This window comes from Aromatoleum tolulyticum (genome assembly GCF_900156155.1).
GTDB classification, from domain to species: domain Bacteria; phylum Pseudomonadota; class Gammaproteobacteria; order Burkholderiales; family Rhodocyclaceae; genus Aromatoleum; species Aromatoleum tolulyticum.
The window spans coordinates 43,276-60,879 of record NZ_FTMD01000006.1 but is presented as its reverse complement, the minus strand read 5'-3'; the positions used below and the strand labels follow the sequence as shown (position 1 = coordinate 60,879).

Genomic DNA, 17,604 nt, shown 5'->3' with positions numbered 1-17,604 from the left:
CCAACATTACATCCCGTGACCGTGAGGTCTGGAGCATTCCCTCCTACGCAATTAGGATATTGCATCACACCAACACGGCTCAAGAGCGAACATTCGACGCACAAGTTGCGTACACAAATTGATTGCGCGCAAACACAACAACTTATGGCCGTCAAGAGACACTCTTTCACATTCTTACGCTCCTGCGTGTTCGATTGCGTATCACCTTCACATCCGTCATGCACAAAATCAGACGAATAGAGCTTTAAGTGCCTCCTGAAGAGCAAATCTTGAAAACCGCCGTCGAACGTAAGCAAGTCCTGCTTTCGACCTACTTCGCCAGAGCTCATCGTTCGTCATCATGGCAACAACCTCACCGGCAATCTCTGCCGCCGTCGCGTACACGCCGAGTGCAGCGCCGGCATCCTCAAGCCCCTGCGCTCCGACAGGTGTAGTAATGACCGGAACGCCAAAACGCATTCCCTCCACCACCTTTCCCTTCACGCCAGCCCCAAACTGTAAAGGCGCCACAACGACCCGTGTATTACCATAGTATTCGGCCAGCGCGTCGTCAGATATATAACCTGTAATTACAACATGGTCATTCGCGAGACGGTATAAGTCAATTCCCGGGTTTGCGCCGGCGAGCACCACTTCAACGTCGGGCAATACTGCCCTGACGAGCGGGAGAACTTCACTGACCACGAATCGTGCTGCTGTAACATTTGGCCTATGGGCATAGTTCCCGACGAACAGAATGCCCCTTCGTTCAGAAAGGTTTTCGGCGGCATTGTCAACTACCGTTTCAAAGGCATATGAGGGAATGGTTGCCACTCCCTCGCGTGAAGCAAGCACACGGGCCACCTCGTCTGCCTCGCGCCTAGACGGATAGCACACGCGATCCACGGACCTCCAAATGTGCTGCTCAAGACTTAAGTACCTGCCAAGTTCCCTCCGAACCAGCCTCGCCTCACCTCTATCAAACCCCAGCTCATCAGCAAGCCGGAGGTAATGGATATCGTGCCCGTAGTAGATTATCGGGACAGGAGATCGTTTTCGGATTTGGCCGAGATACTCTCTAGCCACATCAGGTCGAGAAACTAGTATGAAATCAACATCCGCACCGTTTTCATTGAACCAATTCGTAAAATTGCCCTCCCGAGAATCGCCATATTGAATATCTACGCCCATCTCCTGCAGTTGCGGCGTATAGATAGGGTCATACCAACAGTGCTGAGGCCAAAATTTCACCTCAAAGTCTATGTCCAACAGGCCCCGGACGATCTCGATCATGGTGCGAGATCCAGCATCACGATCCGGTTGCGGGACATATTGATCTACGATCAACACTGTCTTGCGCAATCCTGAGCGCACATACTCCAATCGCTTCCCAAATGACGACGTGATCCACTTTCTCGTGAAGGTATGCTGATCGTGCGATTGATCAGACACAACCATCCCCATACCTTTCTCGATGCACCGGGGCTCATCATGCTGAAGCGCCGACGATGCAGGCTGGTACACTACTTTCATTCCTGCCTCGCGGATTGCAAACGCTAGATCAACGGCACCGTACCCCACTGGCGACATCGTCTCATCGAGGCCACCTACAGTCCTATACAGCTCCGCATCAATCATCAATAATGCAAAAGAACAGTAATCAACGAGCTTCAAATAGTTATACTTGGGGCTCGAGGACTTTTCCATCCGCCCTAGCTCTAACGTCGCGCCATCCTCCCGAACGTAACCGCCTGCCTGCTTAATCAAACCGCTTCTAAAAAGGATTTTCGATCCACAAATTCCAATTTCGCTCTTTAGACAAAAAGCGCGCAGCAGTGCGTCGATAGAGCCTTCTGCGATTTCAACGTCTGGTCCAACAAATACCAAGTAGCGCCCACGCGTTCTGTTAACCGCTTTGTTCAACGCCGCAGCTGTGTGACTGTCGTCTACACGCTGAATGTAACGAATTCCGCCATTTAACAGAAGACTATTCAGGGGAAACCTGCATTCTTGTTGTTGGACAACTACGGCTTCATACTCAAAGCCAAGCCGCGCACATGCAATTGAACGCAAGGTATTTAGCGTGTTCGATACGTCAGTCGAACTCAAAATAACAAAGGACACCAAAGGGCTCTGGGAGCTCTCGACTCGGATACTCCGCGCAACACCCTCAAACTGTTCCGGAGCAATTGGCGCCCAAGAAGTCACGGGTGCAGAGTTCAGCGCCCCTCGCCTATTCCATATCTCATAATTTGGGGTACCCTCAAACAGTGATCCTGCCCCCATATATGCAAGCGTCAGCAATCGCGACTTTTGCGGACCAGTCAACGGCAGCAGAGTATAAAAACGCCGCCCCCTCTCACGTACCCAACGCTTCAGTTTCAGTAATAGAGCACGCCGCGCATCTATAAAATTCAGCATTCCCACACCAACGCAGCTGTTCTTGTGACGTACCCAGATTGGCTCAGATTATTCCTCTTGCGAACTGCAAACCAAATCAGTAAAAATCGATTCACGATCATCTGCAACGTCAAAATGAACTCTTCCCGCCCATCCCGTCGTTGCACTCCGTTATCAAGAAGTTCGCCGCTTCAGCCAAGTTCGTGATGCGCGACAATTCAACCAGGTCGCAGGCCTCCCCAGAGAGGAAAAGTAGGGTTCCAACCTCCGCCGACCGTCCCGCCTCCATATCGGAAAGCTTATCGCCTATCAGAACCGATTGTGGCAGGTCGATTTTCCAGTCGTGAGCCGCCTGAATCAGCATACCGGGACCAGGCTTGCGAAAATTACTTTCGCGTCGGTATTTACCGACCCCATGCTCCGGATGATCCGGGCAATAGTAAACGCCGTCAATCCGGCCACCGCGCGCAATAAATTCGCCGCCAACCCAATTCATCAAAGCAGTGAAATCATCCTCGGTGTAGTACCCTCGACCGATACCAGCTTGATTCGTAACGACAATCACCACATAGCCGGCGCGATTTGCCTCTGCTACGAGCTCAAATATTCCGTCAATAAACTCAAAGTTTTCCTTACGGTGCACATAGCCGTGATCAATATTGATCACACCGTCACGATCCAAAAAGAGAGCGCGCCTAAGCATACTATTTACGACGCCGCCAACTCAGACTGCGCTCGCTGAAAGTCATCCGGCACCCCGATATCGATGAACTTTCCCGAGGTCACGTAGATATCAAACGTCCCACTAAGGACTTCCCCTGTAAGGAAATCCCCTTCCAGTGAGAATGCAGAGCCAGGCAAGAACCCGTCAAGCTGATGACGATTCAGCACATAACATCCTGCATTTATCAAGCCAGGCCCGGACATCCCCTTCTCCGCGAAACCTGTCACCACACCGTCGGCAATTAGAAGGCGCCCATAGCGTGATGCATCCGGAACCTCTCGACCAACGATGATCGGACGTCCGTTCGACTTCCACTGCTGCTCGACCTTCCCAACCTCCAAATCGAGATAAGTGTCGCCGTTGAAGACAAACACATGGTCCGAGACCGAGCGAGTCAACGCGAGCCGCACTCCACCGCCAGTCCCCAGGGGCTGCGACTCGGTCACGTAGTCAAGTTCAAGGTTCGCAAAGCGTTCACCAAAATAACCATGTATTCTTTCTCCCATGTACCCGAGTGACAAGACTACGCGACTAAATCCCTTGCGATCGAGGGTTGTAAGCAATATTTCCAGGAACGGTCGCCCATTGATTGGCGCCATTGGCTTCGGCACGTCCGCCACGACCCGACGGAGCCGAGTGCCAAAGCCACCCGCGAGCACAATCGCTTCCATCACGCAGGTTCTGTAAACAACGCCCGCTCAACCAGGCCGCACATAATGTGCCCCAACGCGGTATGGCCTTCCTGAATTTTTGGCGTGTCTCGCGAAGGAACCTCAAGATAATGCTCACAATAGTCCTTCATCGGACCGCCACGATTTCCGGTCATCCCCACACATACCAGATCCCTCGCCTGCGCCTCCTTCAACGCCGCAAGAATATTCGGTGATTGACCCGACGTCGAATAGGCGATAAAGACGTCGCCTTTCTGACCATGTGCCTGTACCTGCCGGGCGAATAGCCTTTCGTATCCGTAGTCGTTGCCTATCGCAGTGAGAATGGAGGTATCCGTAGTCAAGGCAATTGCGGGCAGGCCAGGACGATCGAAGGCAAAACGACTGACAAACTCACCCGCTATATGCTGGGCATCGGCGGCACTCCCCCCATTGCCGGCCAATAGAATCTTCCCACCACTCCCAAGGCACTCCACGCATGCTCGTGCTGCTGCCTCAACCCGCGCCAACAGGGAATCATCCGCGAACATCGCCTGCATGACCGTCTGTGTCTCTGCAAGTTGTGACCTTATATACGCTCTCACGCCAACCTCCATGCTTGCGCTCCATTTTTTGTAAAATGGCAATTACTGACCTGTCCGCTGAATTCGCTCAGCGTCCGAATAACATCCATACGCCTTTCCGACGGTACAAAGAAGAGCATAAAGCCGCCTCCGCCTGCGCCAGAGACCTTTCCGGCCAACGCGCCTGATCTGAGCGCCGCATCATAGATCTCGTCTATGTGGGGGTTTGAGACAGTCTTTGCCGACCGTTTCTTGTTCTCCCAACCTAAACGCATCGATTCGACGAGGCCATCGAAGTCGCCCCTGAGCAAGCATTCCTTCATCACCAGCGCTTCTCGCTTTAGCCCGTGCATCGCCTGCACTGCATCGCTGGCACCGGCCTTAATATTACTGCTCTGATCTGCAATGATGCGTGCGGATTCCCGCGAAACTCCCGTAAAAAAGAGTACGAGTGATGCTTCGAGTTCGCAGAGAATCCAGTTCTTGATCCGTAGCGGGTTAATCACCGACCGGTGATCTGAGTAGAACTCCATGAAATTGAAACCGCCAAACGTTGCCGAATACTGGTCTTGGCGACCTCCTTGCAACCCGCAATCGATCCGTTCAATCAGGAACGCAAGTTGGGCGATTGCGTAATCGTCCAGCGGCAGGTTAAGCAGTTCCACGAACGCACGGATCATCGCCACTACCAAGGTGGACGAAGAACCCAGACCCGAGCCGGCGGGGGCATCGCAAAAGGTACTTAGCGTCAGATGCAACGGGCGCCCGCCGTTGTATCGGAGCACCATATGATTGTAGACAGCCTTGTGAAGATCCAAGCGGCCATCGAGCTCAAGCGGCACAGCTGGAGCCGTCGTCGTTTCGGCCTGTAGATCGGTAGCAACAAACCGAACCAACGGTTCGTCGAGCGTTTCGATTACTGCATACGCGTACCGATCGATCGTCGCATTGAGGACATGCCCCCCGTGGACATCACAGAAGGGAGAAACATCGGTGCCGCCACCAGCCAACCCAAGCCGGAGGGGAGCTCGCGCACGTACAATCATCGCTTCGCCCCCGCTAGTTTCCCGCGCCAATAATCAAGCATGTCGGCGATCGTCTGCTCCAGGGGTATTTGCTGAACCCACCCCGTATGCTGAGTCAAACGCGCGGAGTCACCCCAAATGACCGGCTCATCGGTAGGGCGAAACAAAGACGTGTCCGATTCGATACGTATTCCAACCGATGCCAAGCGGCAAACAAGATCGACCACTTCCTGCATCGAATAAACGTGCTGGCCACTAATATTGTAGACTTCACCCGGATCACCGTGTTCTGCCAACAATACCAGCGCCTTTACCAGATCACGAACGTCCGTAATTGCGCGCCGCGTGCTCAAATTTCCTACACGAAGACAATCTGCAAGCCCGACTTCGATTTCAGCAGCACGGTACGTAAAATCACTCGCCGCGTCACCGACCTTCCGCGGACCGGTTGTGTTGAATATTCTGGCCCGTACAGTTCGAAGCTCGTCTGAATGGTGATACTGGTAGGCAATCAAGTCCTGCCCAACCTTGCTAACCCCATATGGACTAAGGGGCAAGAGCGGGGCATCCTCGGTAATCGGGGTATTCTCCGGTGTAAGGCTAGCGCCGTATTCTGCGCTCGAACAGGCCACAACAATCGCCGGATTGTACGAGGGTGACACACGTTGAATCAGCCTGACTGATTCGCAGACATTGACAGTACCAATGATGTTTATGTCAAGTGTGTCGGCAGGCCGCCGCCACGAAACCGCAGGATAGCTTTGCGCCGCAAGATGATAGATAACATCCGGCCTAAAACCATCCATAAGCCTGTAAATTCTCAGTGCGTCACGCACATCGCATTCTTCCAACGTCGCACGGCGATCAATCTCAGCCAACGAAATCGTCGAGTTGTAATACAAGCCAAGAGGGGATATTCCTTCCCGAAGCAAATAGTCGGTCAAATGCGTCCCGACCATTCCACCGATTCCAGTGATTAGAACTTTCATAGTGAATTTCTTTACCTATTTACACCCGACGGTTCAGTATATGGAACTGACACATCCTCACGTCGCCTGATGCGCCACACCCAAACATCAAAAGTTTACGGCCGGCCTCCACACACGCCTAACAAGGCCGCTCCGGTCCAAGAATTTGTACGTTCGGCTAGAATCGGTAGTTACGTCGATCCCTTTCTTTGCTCGCACAGAGCGATCCTCATTGAAGGCGTCGTTCCTCGCCGAAATCAATTTCTTCTGAGAAGACCTTTCTGAGCGCATTCACCGAGTAGAACTCGCGAACAAATGACAACTCAGCCGACGAGGATTCGCGCCATCTCACATCATTCGCCATAAGCTCAATTGCTGCATCCGCGAAGCTCTCCGGATCGTCCGCGACCGAGAGGGCATGAACGGCCGAGGAAAGTCCTTGCGCTCCAACCGATGTCGTAACGACGGGAAGTCCAAATCGCATGGCCTCGACGACTTTTCCTTTGACACCTCCGCCATAAAGCAGAGGCGCAACAGCGAGGCGTGCCTGCCGATAGTATCGAGCAAGTTCGTCGTCGGACACGAAGCCCGTGACCGTTACGCGGTCATCGGATAACGCGCACACCCGGGCCGACGGGTTCGAGCCAACCAGATACAAGTGCACTTCCGGGAGGCGCTTCCAGATTAATGGCATCACGTGCTTCGCCAACCACTCGGCCGAATCCGCATTGGGAGGGTGACCGAACCCTGCAACAAATACGATATCTTTCCGAACGGACAAATTACCTGCAGCGTCATCACTAAACTCATCAAATGCGTAAACCGGGATCGTCCGAACTTGCCCGCCCAGTTGATTCGACTCCAAGAATTTCTGGACATAATCCGTTTCAGTTTCAGACGGATAGTAAATAACATCCAGCAATCCCCAGACGCGCTTTTCTAGTTCTTCGAGCGACGACGCATCACCGCGCAGCCGATGGTTTTCGGGCTCGAGTCTGATTTGATCCTGGAGCCGCAAATGATGCACATCATGGCCGTAGTACAGGACACGCGCAGCGGAATGCTTGCGAATAGCCTCGATATAATCAATCGCAACATACGGGCGACTCAACAGGAAATAATCAATATACTTTCCGTTTTCGCGAACCCAGTCGTCAAATTTATTTGCATATTCAGGCCCGTAGAACACTTCGACCCCCATCTGCTGCAAGGGTGCAGTGTAAATCGGGTCGTACCACAGATTCTGCGGCCAGAACTTAACGTTTAGCCCGGCCTCGCAAAACAGTCGCATCCATTGAACCATCGTCCTGGACCCCGCATCCTTGTCCGGCTGCGGCACATAGTGATCGATTATTACAATGCACTTCCGGCGTTGCGAACGATCTCGTGCTAAGAAGACGCACTCTCCGTTCGCCAAATGCTCTCTTTCCAAGGTCGTTCGCCAGCGCACGAAAAACTTTCGCTGGTTTTCCACTTGATACGCTTTCACACCATGGTTCGTGTCCGTTCCATGCGAAGCCCCCTCGTGATGCACGACCACAGAGGCCGGCTGATAGTAAACCTTGTAACCAGCCCCTCGTACTTTGAACGCAAGATCCGTGTCTTCACAATACGCCGGCACATAGTGCTCGTCGAAGCGACCGAGCCTCTCAAACAAACTGCTCCGTAAGAGCAGGGATGCGCCCGAACAGTAATCTGCCTCGTGAACGTAATTAAATACGCTGGAGGCGGGGTCGGAAAGCCGACCAAAATTCCATGCACTGGCGTCGCGCCATACGATGCCACCGGCCTCCTGCTGCCTCCCATCCGGATAGACGAGCTTGGACCCGACCATTCCACAGTCGGGGAAACGCCTGAACACATCCAGCATTGCATCGAGCCAACCGGGCGTGACTTCGGTGTCGTTGTTCAGGAAATAAACATACTCACCTCTCGCGAGCGTGCTCGCCCGATTGCAAGACCGCACGAAGCCAAGGTTGGTCGGATTCTCGTCATATCTAAGACCACGTACCTCCCTCAGCCGAGCTATTTCGCGATCACCTGAGCAGTCTTCAACAACGAGCACTTCAATCGGAACGCGCGGCGGATGACGTGCGATCGATTTGATACATGCCAAAGTCATCTCAAGTTGACCATAAGCCGGAATGATGATACTCACTACGGGGTTATCAACCGTATCGAGAACAGCCAACTTAAGGCGTTCGTCCAAAGAGGTGCCGTCCAGCTTCGCATGAAGGTCGATGTTTTGCGCCGCAGCGATCGGTGTGGGCCGATGCCGACTCAGCTTCCAAGTCTCGTATCGTGGGATGCCCTCGAAGAGGGACGGTGCCACGGAAAACGCCGTTAGTTCTAACCACTTCTGCAGCAGCGGTCTTGAGTTGACCTGTCGACTTACTTTACGCCCCGCCGCATGCACATATGGGCGCAGACCCGCACCTGCGGCTGCACGATCGCCTCTGAGCACCCGTCCCAGAAACCGAAGCGGTCGCGTCGCTCGCCACGAGCGCGACTTTCGCATCAAATTGAGATCCGATTCAAGTCTGTGCATCCGGCGTAACATCTCATCCGAGGTGCGCGAACATTCCGCTAGACTGCGCAAAGACGAACTCAACTCCCCCTTCAGCGCAGAGAGCTCTGATGCACGCGCAAGCAGATCGGCCTCAAGTGTCTGGACCATCCCCAATGCGCTCACCTTCTCGCGCAACTCATCACTAAGCGCCTTTCGCGTTTGCCCCAACTCGGCATCAAGGGTCTCGATCATCCCCAGCGCGTTCGTTTTCTCCCTCAACGCAACATCGAGAGCCTTTCGCGTTTGAGCCAATTCGGCATCAAGGGTCTCGATCATTCCCAGCGCGTTCGTTTTCTCCCTCAACGCAACATCGAGAGCCTTTCGCGTTTGAGCCAATTCGGCATCAAGTGACCTTGTGCGGTTTTCCATCTCTTTGTACTGCCGCGACACATTCGCGCACGCTCCTTTCTCCTGACGCAGCTGCTCTTCGAGCGACCGCGCTCCGGCCACAACGCGTTCGTAATCTGTTATCGATTGTTGAAGGGCCTGCCTGGTTTGCGCCACCTCCAAGTCCAAGCTTTTTGCCCAGCTATTAGCCTCTTCATGGGCACGAAACGACTCCGCATGCGCCTGACGCGCCTTCGCCAGATCCTGCTCCAACGAACGCGCCCACCGCACAATTTCCAGCTGCCGTCGAACGGGATCGTAGTCCTCCGACAGTGCAATAGACGCGGGCAATCGCGGCAATACTGCCGCATCGTTACCACAAACCGCGATAAAGTACACCGCATCATCAAGCTGTGCTGTGCGTACTTCAATCCTGGAACCCGTATCGGTATACGCGACGTATTCGCGCGCTTGGCACCCGCCCGGCAGCAGCGCCGAGCCAGCAGAAATACGCTGATGAACGTATTGGATACTAGAAAAATGCGCTCTTAGAAGCTTATCTAGCTCCTCAAAATTGAGCTCTCTGACATGGAACTTATTGGGCTCATCGAGAAACGCATTGTAAACAGGACGATTCGGAGACGAAAGAATCAAAACACCATCCGGCTTAAGCACGCGGCGAATTTCCGTGAGCATCGCCTCCTGTTCAGCTAGATGCTCGAGCGTTTCGAACGAGACGACCCGATCAAAGTGACCATCAGGCATGGGAATCTTCAGCGCACTACCCTGATGGAAGCATATATTTTCTTCAGCGCCGTAACGCTCACGGGCGTGAGCTATGGCCTCCTCGGAAATATCCACGCCAACCACCCCTCTCGCTTCGCGCGCAAGCATGGCAGCACCATAGCCTTCACCACAGGCCACATCAAGAACCACGCAATCCCGACACAATGGGCTCGTCCATGCATATCGGTGCAAGTGTTCTAGTCGCAATTCACCCCCGACTTCAGGAACGTAGCGCTCGCCAGTGAAATCCATCATATAGCTTCCAAAACACCCTATTTTCTAGCAATCACCGCCATCGCCGCTGGATACTCGTAAGAAAAGATTCTGCAGTTCCTAAATCCAGACAAAATAACAAACTTCCAGAAATCCGCTCCAAACTCAGTGCGAACTAGCTGGTCGCTTTCCTGAACATTTGATCTACCGTGATAGCTTGGTCGCAGACCTTCTCGGCTTCGTGACATTCGATCAACCACAATTGGGATCGTAAAAATGCAATGCCCGCCCGTGCGCAGCACACGGTAACATTCTGACAGCCCCCTAGTCGGGTTCTGGACGTGCTCGAGGGTATCCGAGTGAACAACAAGATCAAATGAATCCGACGGGAGATCCAGATCTTGCATATCAAAATCCGGATATTGAACTAAACGATGCCCGTTAATCGAACTAAGGAAAGGCGTTAAATTCCCTGCCAAATTTATCTCAAGCACCCTCAACGGCCTTACGGCGCTGCAAAAATCAGAAAATATACCCGTTTCACCATACGCGTTGAGAATTGCTGCGGCCAACGCCATCGAACGAAGATTATTGCTGCAACGCGTACAGTGAAATCCCTGTTGCGTATTGATATACGAAACCTCATAAGAATCCAACTGCCAAGAACTTACTAGATCTGGCCAGAGGACCTCCGTTTGGGCGAAATCGCCCCCCCCCGCATACCGGGCAACAGGCAACCTGATTCAACGTGCTATTTTCCCGCATAACGCTCATAGAACCGAATATCCTGTTCCAATATTCTTTGCAAAGATAGTCTAGTGTCCTTACCGACACTTGACGCTGGCGCACTTCGCGCGACATCCTTGGTTACATTCAGTCTTATATCTTCATTAAATTGAATTCCGACGACCGCCCCAAGCCTTGCCAACTCGCAGTCGTACCGCTCATAGTCCCCAACAAAATCGAAGCGATGCATATCGACCCCCCCAAAATAGACCTCAGAATAGAGGAACCTGAGCTTAGGCAACATTGCGAACTGTTCAATCGTGAGACCCGTATCCTTAACATACTGAAAAACAGGGCTATCCCATGCACTTCTGTCGTGCCCCGTCCAAAACATATATATCGATATCAAATTATCGACGGGGTGCCGCAAGAATGTAATTCTTACCGCGCCGGCAACTCCGTCATACTTCGAGGGATGAAAATGACCATGCACTGCACGATATGGAGCAATGCTATTCACACCGCTGCGAGAATAACAATTCGGATCAATACTATAATGTGATCGCACATCCACAGGATCGTCTTGATAGTCTAAAAGCACATTCGACTCTCCTAACGCGATAATTAATTGCCGCTGAAAAGAAGTGCCGGCAACCTTTGGCGTGTGCACTGAAACAATTGGACTAGAAATTTCCATAGCGATTCACTCAAGCCTAATTGTACAGTTCGTCATTGGCATAGATAGCACCCCATAGACAACATGGGAACTCACGACAGAAATCCTCAACGCATCGTCGCGACGATGATGTTGTGTATGCCCCTCTCCATCTACACGATCCGCGACCGCACCACCGATGAAGTACTCGCCAACCGGCAAATAGGGAAGGAAGAACTGAAACTCAGCAACGAAATTTGAATTTGCTGCCACGTACGGCGGCAAGTCAACCATATACCCAAGACTAGTATTTTCGCTTATCAGCTCGACGCCGCGCTGATTGCGCACGCAGAATCCGACGATAGGATGAATCAAATTGTTTATCGCATGACAGCAGATACGCACGGTAATGACTTCGCCACCACTAAGTTGAGTGACTGGAGTCTTGTCTGAATCAAGGAGTTCTATTCCGACAATCTCTGCCCCACCCGCTCCCCAAAATGCCGAGGAAAAATCAAAGGCAAACACTTTCGCCAAATACGCATGGGCAGGTCGGGCTGCAACGTCCAAACTCTCCCCTACTCGTTGGTTGCTTTCAGCATCGCTTACCGATGGCATCGAGGCGGTTACTTGAATGACTGCGTCTTTGTTAATTTGCTGATGAACGTATGCATTGTAATGTCGAACGACCTCCTTGGCATTACCGTCTGCAGCCATCTCTCCTTCTCGCAGCCATATAGCACGATCACATAATTCAAGGACTGCCTGCATGCTGTGCGAAACAAATAACAGAGTTCCGCGCTGAATAAAATTTTTCAAAAACAAATTGCACTTCTGAATAAAGACGGCGTCCCCAACAGCAAGAGCCTCGTCGATCACCAGAATATCCGCATCCACGTGCGCTATTACGGAAAAGGCCAAGCGCATCATCATTCCACTTGAGTATGTCTTAACCGGCTGATCGATAAACTCACCAATATCCGCAAACGCTTCAATTGACTCAAAGCGCTCGCTGACCTGATCCACGCTGAGACCAAGAACTGATCCATTCAAATAGACGTTTTCTCGCCCGGTGAACTCAGGATTGAATCCAGATCCTAGTTCAAGCAGTGCAGCCACTTTGCCGCGCGTGCAGACCGTTCCTAACGAAGCCTCAAGAGTCCCGCAAATCATTTGCAATAGAGTGGACTTCCCGCTTCCATTTCGGCCGACAATGCCGACGGTCTCTCCCTTACGCACATCAAATGAGACGTTTCTCAGCGCCCAGAACTCACGGTAATATTTATTTGGCAACTTCCCGAGCTTACGCTGAACGCGAGGGAGAACAAATTGTTTTAGTCGGTCTCTTGGCTGATCGTAGATCTCAAAACACTTGCTCAGAGAACTTACTTGAATGACTACTTCAGAGGACATCAGAAAACCCTTTCCTAGTTTTCTGGAACCACGCAAAGCCGATCCATGAAACTAGTGCACCAACTAACCAGTAGATCAACAGCACCATGAAGTCCGGCGAACGCCCCCAGTACAAAGCGTCCCTCGTTTGCTCGATGATCGGAGTCAACGGGTTAAGATATAGCCAACCACGGTAACTCTCTGGCAATGCCGTTGCAGGGTAGAAGATCGGGCTCAGGAACATCAACACGGTAGTAACAATCCCGATAACCTGAGAAACATCACGAAGGTATACCCCCAGGGACGCGAGCCCCCAACTCAATCCCATCACAAGAAAAATAAAGGGGAAAATCACAAAAGGCACATACATCATTGTTAGGTGCGGAGTTCCGTACAAGACGACATATGCGATAACCCATACCGCAAAACTAACCGCGCAGTGAAACAGTGCGGAAGCCAACGTAATCCAGGGCAGAACTTCTAACGGAAATACTACCTTCTTCACATAATTAACATTCGAGAGAATCAGGCTCGGCGCACGGTTAACACACTCGGCAAACAGGTTAAAAACGATCAACCCCGCAAACAGGACCAAGGCGAATTCAGTCTTTGATTCGCTCGCGGCGTTCCAGCGCGCCTTGAAGATTTCGCTAAAAACGAACGTGTAAACTGCGAGCATAAACAATGGGTTAAAAAACGACCACAAGATACCCATGACTGAACCACGGTAACGGCCAAGAACCTCGCGCTTTGCCGATGCGGTTATGAGCTCACGATTTTGCCAAAGGCTGGCAACCATTTCGACGGGACTAGCGGAATAATCACGCATCAGCCAAACACCTCCGCTGTCGATAGCAGCTGCGCCGCCGCATCCTTTTCTGCCAGCCGGGGCTCACCTTTGATCGGCCAGTCGATATTCAGGGACGGGTCGTTCCAAAGCAGGCTGCGCTCGTGCTCCGGAGCATAATAATCCGTTGTCTTGTACAAAAATTCGGCCGTCTCGCTCAACACTAGAAAGCCGTGCGCAAATCCCTCCGGCACCCAGAACTGGCACTTGTTTTCCGCACTCAAGCGAACTCCGACCCAGTGTCCGAAGGTGTTCGAGCCTCTGCGCAGATCGACGGCGACGTCGAAGACCTCGCCCTGAACTACCCTTACGAGCTTTCCTTGCGGTTGGCGGATCTGGTAATGGAGGCCGCGCAATACGTTTCTGGAGGACTTAGAGTGATTGTCTTGAACGAAATTAGGGGTCAGACCAGTTGCCTGCTCGAAGGCCCTTGCATTGAAACTTTCGAAGAAGAATCCGCGATCATCGCCAAATACTTTAGGCTCGATTAAAAGCACGTCGGGAATTCGTGTCGGGACGACATTCATCAGCACACGGTCTCCTTGAGGATAGTCATCAAGTATCGGCCGTAGCCGTTCTTGCATAGCGGTTGTGCCAGCGCCTCGAGTGCGCGCGCGTCAATCCAGCCGAGGCGATAAGCAATCTCTTCAGGACACGCAACTTTCAGCCCTTGACGCTTTTCAATGGTCTGAATGAATTGGCTCGCATCGAGCAAAGACTCATGCGTGCCAGTGTCGAGCCAGGCGTAACCGCGCCCCATGATCTCGACGCTCAGGCTTCGCTGGTCCAGGTAGAGACGATTCAGGTCGGTGATTTCGAGCTCGCCGCGCGGAGAGGGCTTCAGGTTTTTCGCGAGTTCGACGACATGTTGATCGTAGAAATACAGACCGGTAACCGCATAGTTCGACTTGGGTTTCGCGGGCTTTTCCTCGATCGAGAGGACCTTTCCGGTTGTGTCGAACTCGGCGACGCCATAGCGTTCCGGGTCATGTACGTGGTAGGCGAACACGCTCGCGCCCTCGCGCCTTGCCATCGCACTGGCGAGCAACTGAGCAAGATCGTGCCCGTAGAAGATGTTGTCGCCCAGCACGAGAGCTGATGGATCGCTGCCGATGAATTTCTCGCCGATGATGAAAGCTTGTGCAAGGCCATCCGGCGACGGCTGTACCGCATACTGGAGATTCAGACCCCAGCGGGAACCGTCTCCAAGCAGATGTTCGAAACGCGGGGTGTCCTGCGGGGTGGAGATGATCAGGATGTCGCGTATCCCGGCCAGCATGAGGGTGCTGAGGGGATAGTAGATCATCGGTTTGTCAAAAACCGGAAGGAGTTGCTTGCTAATCGCCAAGGTGGCGGGATGAAGCCGGGTGCCGGATCCGCCGGCTAGTATGATGCCCTTGCGCGTCATTGGCGAGCCTCGTAGTTCTTGCTGATCCAGTCGCGGTACGCACCACTCTGGACATTGGCAACCCATTGATTGTTGGCGAGATACCACTCGACAGTCTTGCGGATGCCCGTCTCGAAGGTTTCCGCCGGTTTCCAGCCGAGCTCCCGCTCCAGTTTCCGTGCGTCGATCGCGTACCGACGATCGTGACCCGGTCGGTCTGCGACATGAGTGACGAGCCGGCGGTAGCTGCCTGCCGGATCAGGCTTGAGTTCATCCAGCAGCGAACAGATGGTGTGAACGATCTCGATGTTCGGCTTCTCGTTCCATCCGCCGACATTGTAGGTTTCGCCAAGCCGACCGGCTTCGAGCACGCGCCGGATGGCACTGCAGTGATCCTTGACGTACAGCCAGTCACGGATCTGCATGCCGTCGCCGTACACCGGGAGCGGCTTGCCTGCCAAGGCATTGGTGATCATCAGCGGAATGAGCTTTTCCGGGAAATGATACGGGCCATAATTGTTCGAGCAGTTGGTGGTGACGACCGGCAAACCATACGTGTGATGCCAGGCGCGAACCAGGTGATCACTTGCGGCCTTGCTGGCCGAGTAGGGACTATTGGGCTCGAACGGATGTTGTTCGGTGAAGGCGGGATCGCCCGCCCCGAGACTGCCGTAGACTTCGTCCGTGCTTACGTGCAGAAAGCGAAACGCCGATTTCGCGTCCGCGTCCAAGGCACTCCAGTAGCCGCGTGCCGCTTCGAGCAGCGTGAAGGTGCCCTCGATATTGGTACGGACGAAGTCCCCGGGACCATGGATCGAGCGATCGACATGGCTCTCGGCGGCAAAGTGCACGATGGCGCGCGGCCGATGCGTTGCGAGCAACTCTTCGACGAGCGCGCGGTCGCAGATGTCGCCATGCACGAAAAGGTGTCGCGAATCTCCGTTTAGAGAGGAAAGCGTCTCGAGATTCCCTGCATACGTGAGCTTGTCGAGATTGACCACCGGCTCACCAACAACCGAAACCCAGTCAAGCACAAAATTGGCGCCGATAAATCCGGCTCCGCCCGTTACCAGAATCATCCTTTATCCTTGAAATAGTTGAGCTATCCCGGCGCCAGCGGCTAAGGCACGCTGACTGCGGCACTTCAGGATGCGCACAGATGCGCTAATCATCCGGAAAAACAGAAGATTATTGCACTGCCGCAAAATCAGTGCCATTCCACAAAAGTAATAGGAAATCACATCCCATAGTAAGCTCGGTACCACCCCACGAATCGAACGACCCCCTCCGGAACGCTGGTTGCCGGCGCAAACCCCGTCCAGGCGTGGAGTTCCGCCGTTTCGGCGTACGTCGCCGGCACGTCGCCGTCCTGGATCGGCAGGAACTTCTTCTCGGCCTTGAGCCCGACGGCGTCCTCGATAGCATCGATGAAGCTCATGAGTTCGACGGGATCGTGGTTGCCGATGTTGAAGACCCGGTACGGGGCTGAGCTGCGGCCCGGGTCGGGCTGGAGGGGATTGAACGCGGGATCCGGTTCGGCTGTGCGGTCGAGGGTGCGGATGACACCCTGGACGATGTCGTCGATGTAGGTGAAGTCGCGCTTCATCTTGCCGTGGTTGAAGACGTCGATCGGGCGGCCTTCGAGGATGGCTTTTGTGAACAGGAAGAGCGCCATGTCGGGGCGACCCCAGGGGCCATACACCGTGAAGAAGCGCAAGCCGGTGGTGGGCAAGCCGTAGAGGTGGCTGTAGGTGTGGGCCATCAACTCGTTGGCCTTCTTGGTGGCGGCGTAGAGACTGACCGGGTGGTCGACGCTGTCGTGCTCGGAGAAGGGCATCTTGGCGTTGCCACCGTAGACGCTGGAACTGCTGGCGTAGACGAGGTGCTGCACCTTGTTGTGGCGGCAGCCTTCGAGGATGTTGACGAAGCCGACGAGGTTGCTGTCTACGTAGGCGTGCGGGTTCTGCAACGAGTAGCGCACGCCGGCCTGGGCGGCGAGGTGGATGACGCGATCAAACTTTTCCTCGGCGAAGAGGCGCTCCATGCCGGCGCGGTCGGCGACGTCGAGCTTGACGAAGCGGAAGGCGGGATGCGGGGTGAGGCGCGCGAGGCGGTCGAGCTTCAGTTGCGGGTCGTAGTAGTCGTTGAGGTTGTCGAGACCGACGACCTCGTCGCCGCGTGCGAGGAGAGCCTCGCTGGTGTGCATGCCAATGAATCCGGCGGCGCCGGTTACGAGGATCTTCATACGCAGTACGACCGTTTGTGGGAATTTTGACCGCGAATTATCGCATGCACGGAGGGCGCCTTCGTTACAGAAAGTTAGGGTTCGCCCTGATCGACATGCATCAGGAATGGATGGGACGCGTGTTCGT

General features: G+C 53.6%; 15 protein-coding genes and 1 pseudogene. All 16 read right to left on the bottom strand.

Features of this window, described 5'->3' with window-relative positions; genetic code table 11:
- Positions 1-228: 228 nt before the first annotated feature.
- Entirely contained in the window at positions 229-1,686 is a 1,458-nt protein-coding gene (locus BW991_RS10440) for a glycosyltransferase (RefSeq protein WP_244551662.1), read from the bottom strand.
- A gap of 93 nt (positions 1,687-1,779) precedes the next feature.
- Positions 1,780-2,265: pseudogene (locus BW991_RS24465) on the bottom strand (glycosyltransferase family 2 protein); the annotation flags it as partial.
- 244 nt (positions 2,266-2,509) lie between these two features.
- Positions 2,510-3,082, bottom strand: coding sequence for a D-glycero-alpha-D-manno-heptose-1,7-bisphosphate 7-phosphatase (locus BW991_RS10435; RefSeq protein WP_076602057.1), 573 nt, complete (start codon positions 3,080-3,082; stop codon positions 2,510-2,512).
- A 5-nt stretch (positions 3,083-3,087) separates the two neighbouring features.
- The gene (locus tag BW991_RS10430) at positions 3,088-3,774 is read right to left on the bottom strand and encodes a nucleotidyltransferase family protein (protein ID WP_088179593.1); all 687 of its coding nucleotides are present in this window, start codon (positions 3,772-3,774) and stop codon (positions 3,088-3,090) included.
- Entirely contained in the window at positions 3,774-4,313 is a 540-nt protein-coding gene (locus BW991_RS10425) for a D-sedoheptulose 7-phosphate isomerase (protein WP_280174120.1), read from the bottom strand. Before BW991_RS10425 ends, BW991_RS10430 begins: the two co-directional genes overlap by 1 nt.
- A gap of 41 nt (positions 4,314-4,354) precedes the next feature.
- Complete coding sequence (locus BW991_RS10420; RefSeq protein ID WP_076602054.1) at positions 4,355-5,383, bottom strand: GHMP family kinase ATP-binding protein; 1,029 nt, start codon at positions 5,381-5,383, stop codon at positions 4,355-4,357.
- Positions 5,380-6,351: a GDP-mannose 4,6-dehydratase gene (locus BW991_RS10415; protein ID WP_076602053.1), complete on the bottom strand. Its 972-nt coding sequence runs from the start codon at positions 6,349-6,351 to the stop codon at positions 5,380-5,382. The genes BW991_RS10420 and BW991_RS10415 overlap by 4 nt, the downstream gene beginning before the upstream one ends.
- Before the next feature lie 208 nt (positions 6,352-6,559).
- Positions 6,560-10,267 carry a glycosyltransferase gene (locus BW991_RS10410; protein WP_076602052.1) on the bottom strand — a complete coding sequence of 1,236 codons (3,708 nt, stop codon included), beginning with the start codon at positions 10,265-10,267 and terminating at the stop codon, positions 6,560-6,562.
- Positions 10,268-10,284: 17 nt separating this feature from the next.
- On the bottom strand, positions 10,285-10,803 hold the full coding sequence (locus BW991_RS24460; RefSeq protein ID WP_212566880.1) for a class I SAM-dependent methyltransferase: 519 nt from the start codon (positions 10,801-10,803) through the stop codon (positions 10,285-10,287).
- A gap of 173 nt (positions 10,804-10,976) precedes the next feature.
- On the bottom strand, positions 10,977-11,648 hold the full coding sequence (locus tag BW991_RS23665) for a sulfotransferase family 2 domain-containing protein (RefSeq protein WP_076602051.1): 672 nt from the start codon (positions 11,646-11,648) through the stop codon (positions 10,977-10,979).
- Between the two features lie 6 nt (positions 11,649-11,654).
- Positions 11,655-13,019, bottom strand: a complete 1,365-nt coding sequence (locus BW991_RS10395; RefSeq protein WP_076602050.1) for an ABC transporter ATP-binding protein — start codon at positions 13,017-13,019, stop codon at positions 11,655-11,657.
- Entirely contained in the window at positions 13,009-13,827 is an 819-nt protein-coding gene (locus BW991_RS10390; protein ID WP_076602049.1) for an ABC transporter permease, read from the bottom strand. Before BW991_RS10390 ends, BW991_RS10395 begins: the two co-directional genes overlap by 11 nt.
- The gene (gene rfbC / locus BW991_RS10385) at positions 13,827-14,372 is read right to left on the bottom strand and encodes a dTDP-4-dehydrorhamnose 3,5-epimerase (protein ID WP_076602048.1); all 546 of its coding nucleotides are present in this window, start codon (positions 14,370-14,372) and stop codon (positions 13,827-13,829) included. The genes BW991_RS10390 and rfbC overlap by 1 nt, the downstream gene beginning before the upstream one ends.
- Complete coding sequence (gene rfbA / locus BW991_RS10380) at positions 14,372-15,253, bottom strand: glucose-1-phosphate thymidylyltransferase RfbA (protein ID WP_076602047.1); 882 nt, start codon at positions 15,251-15,253, stop codon at positions 14,372-14,374. The genes rfbC and rfbA overlap by 1 nt, the downstream gene beginning before the upstream one ends.
- On the bottom strand, positions 15,250-16,311 hold the full coding sequence (gene rfbB / locus BW991_RS10375; RefSeq protein WP_076602046.1) for a dTDP-glucose 4,6-dehydratase: 1,062 nt from the start codon (positions 16,309-16,311) through the stop codon (positions 15,250-15,252). The genes rfbA and rfbB overlap by 4 nt, the downstream gene beginning before the upstream one ends.
- A gap of 158 nt (positions 16,312-16,469) precedes the next feature.
- Positions 16,470-17,477: an NAD-dependent epimerase gene (locus tag BW991_RS10370; RefSeq protein ID WP_076602045.1), complete on the bottom strand. Its 1,008-nt coding sequence runs from the start codon at positions 17,475-17,477 to the stop codon at positions 16,470-16,472.
- Between the last annotated feature and the right edge of the window lie 127 nt (positions 17,478-17,604).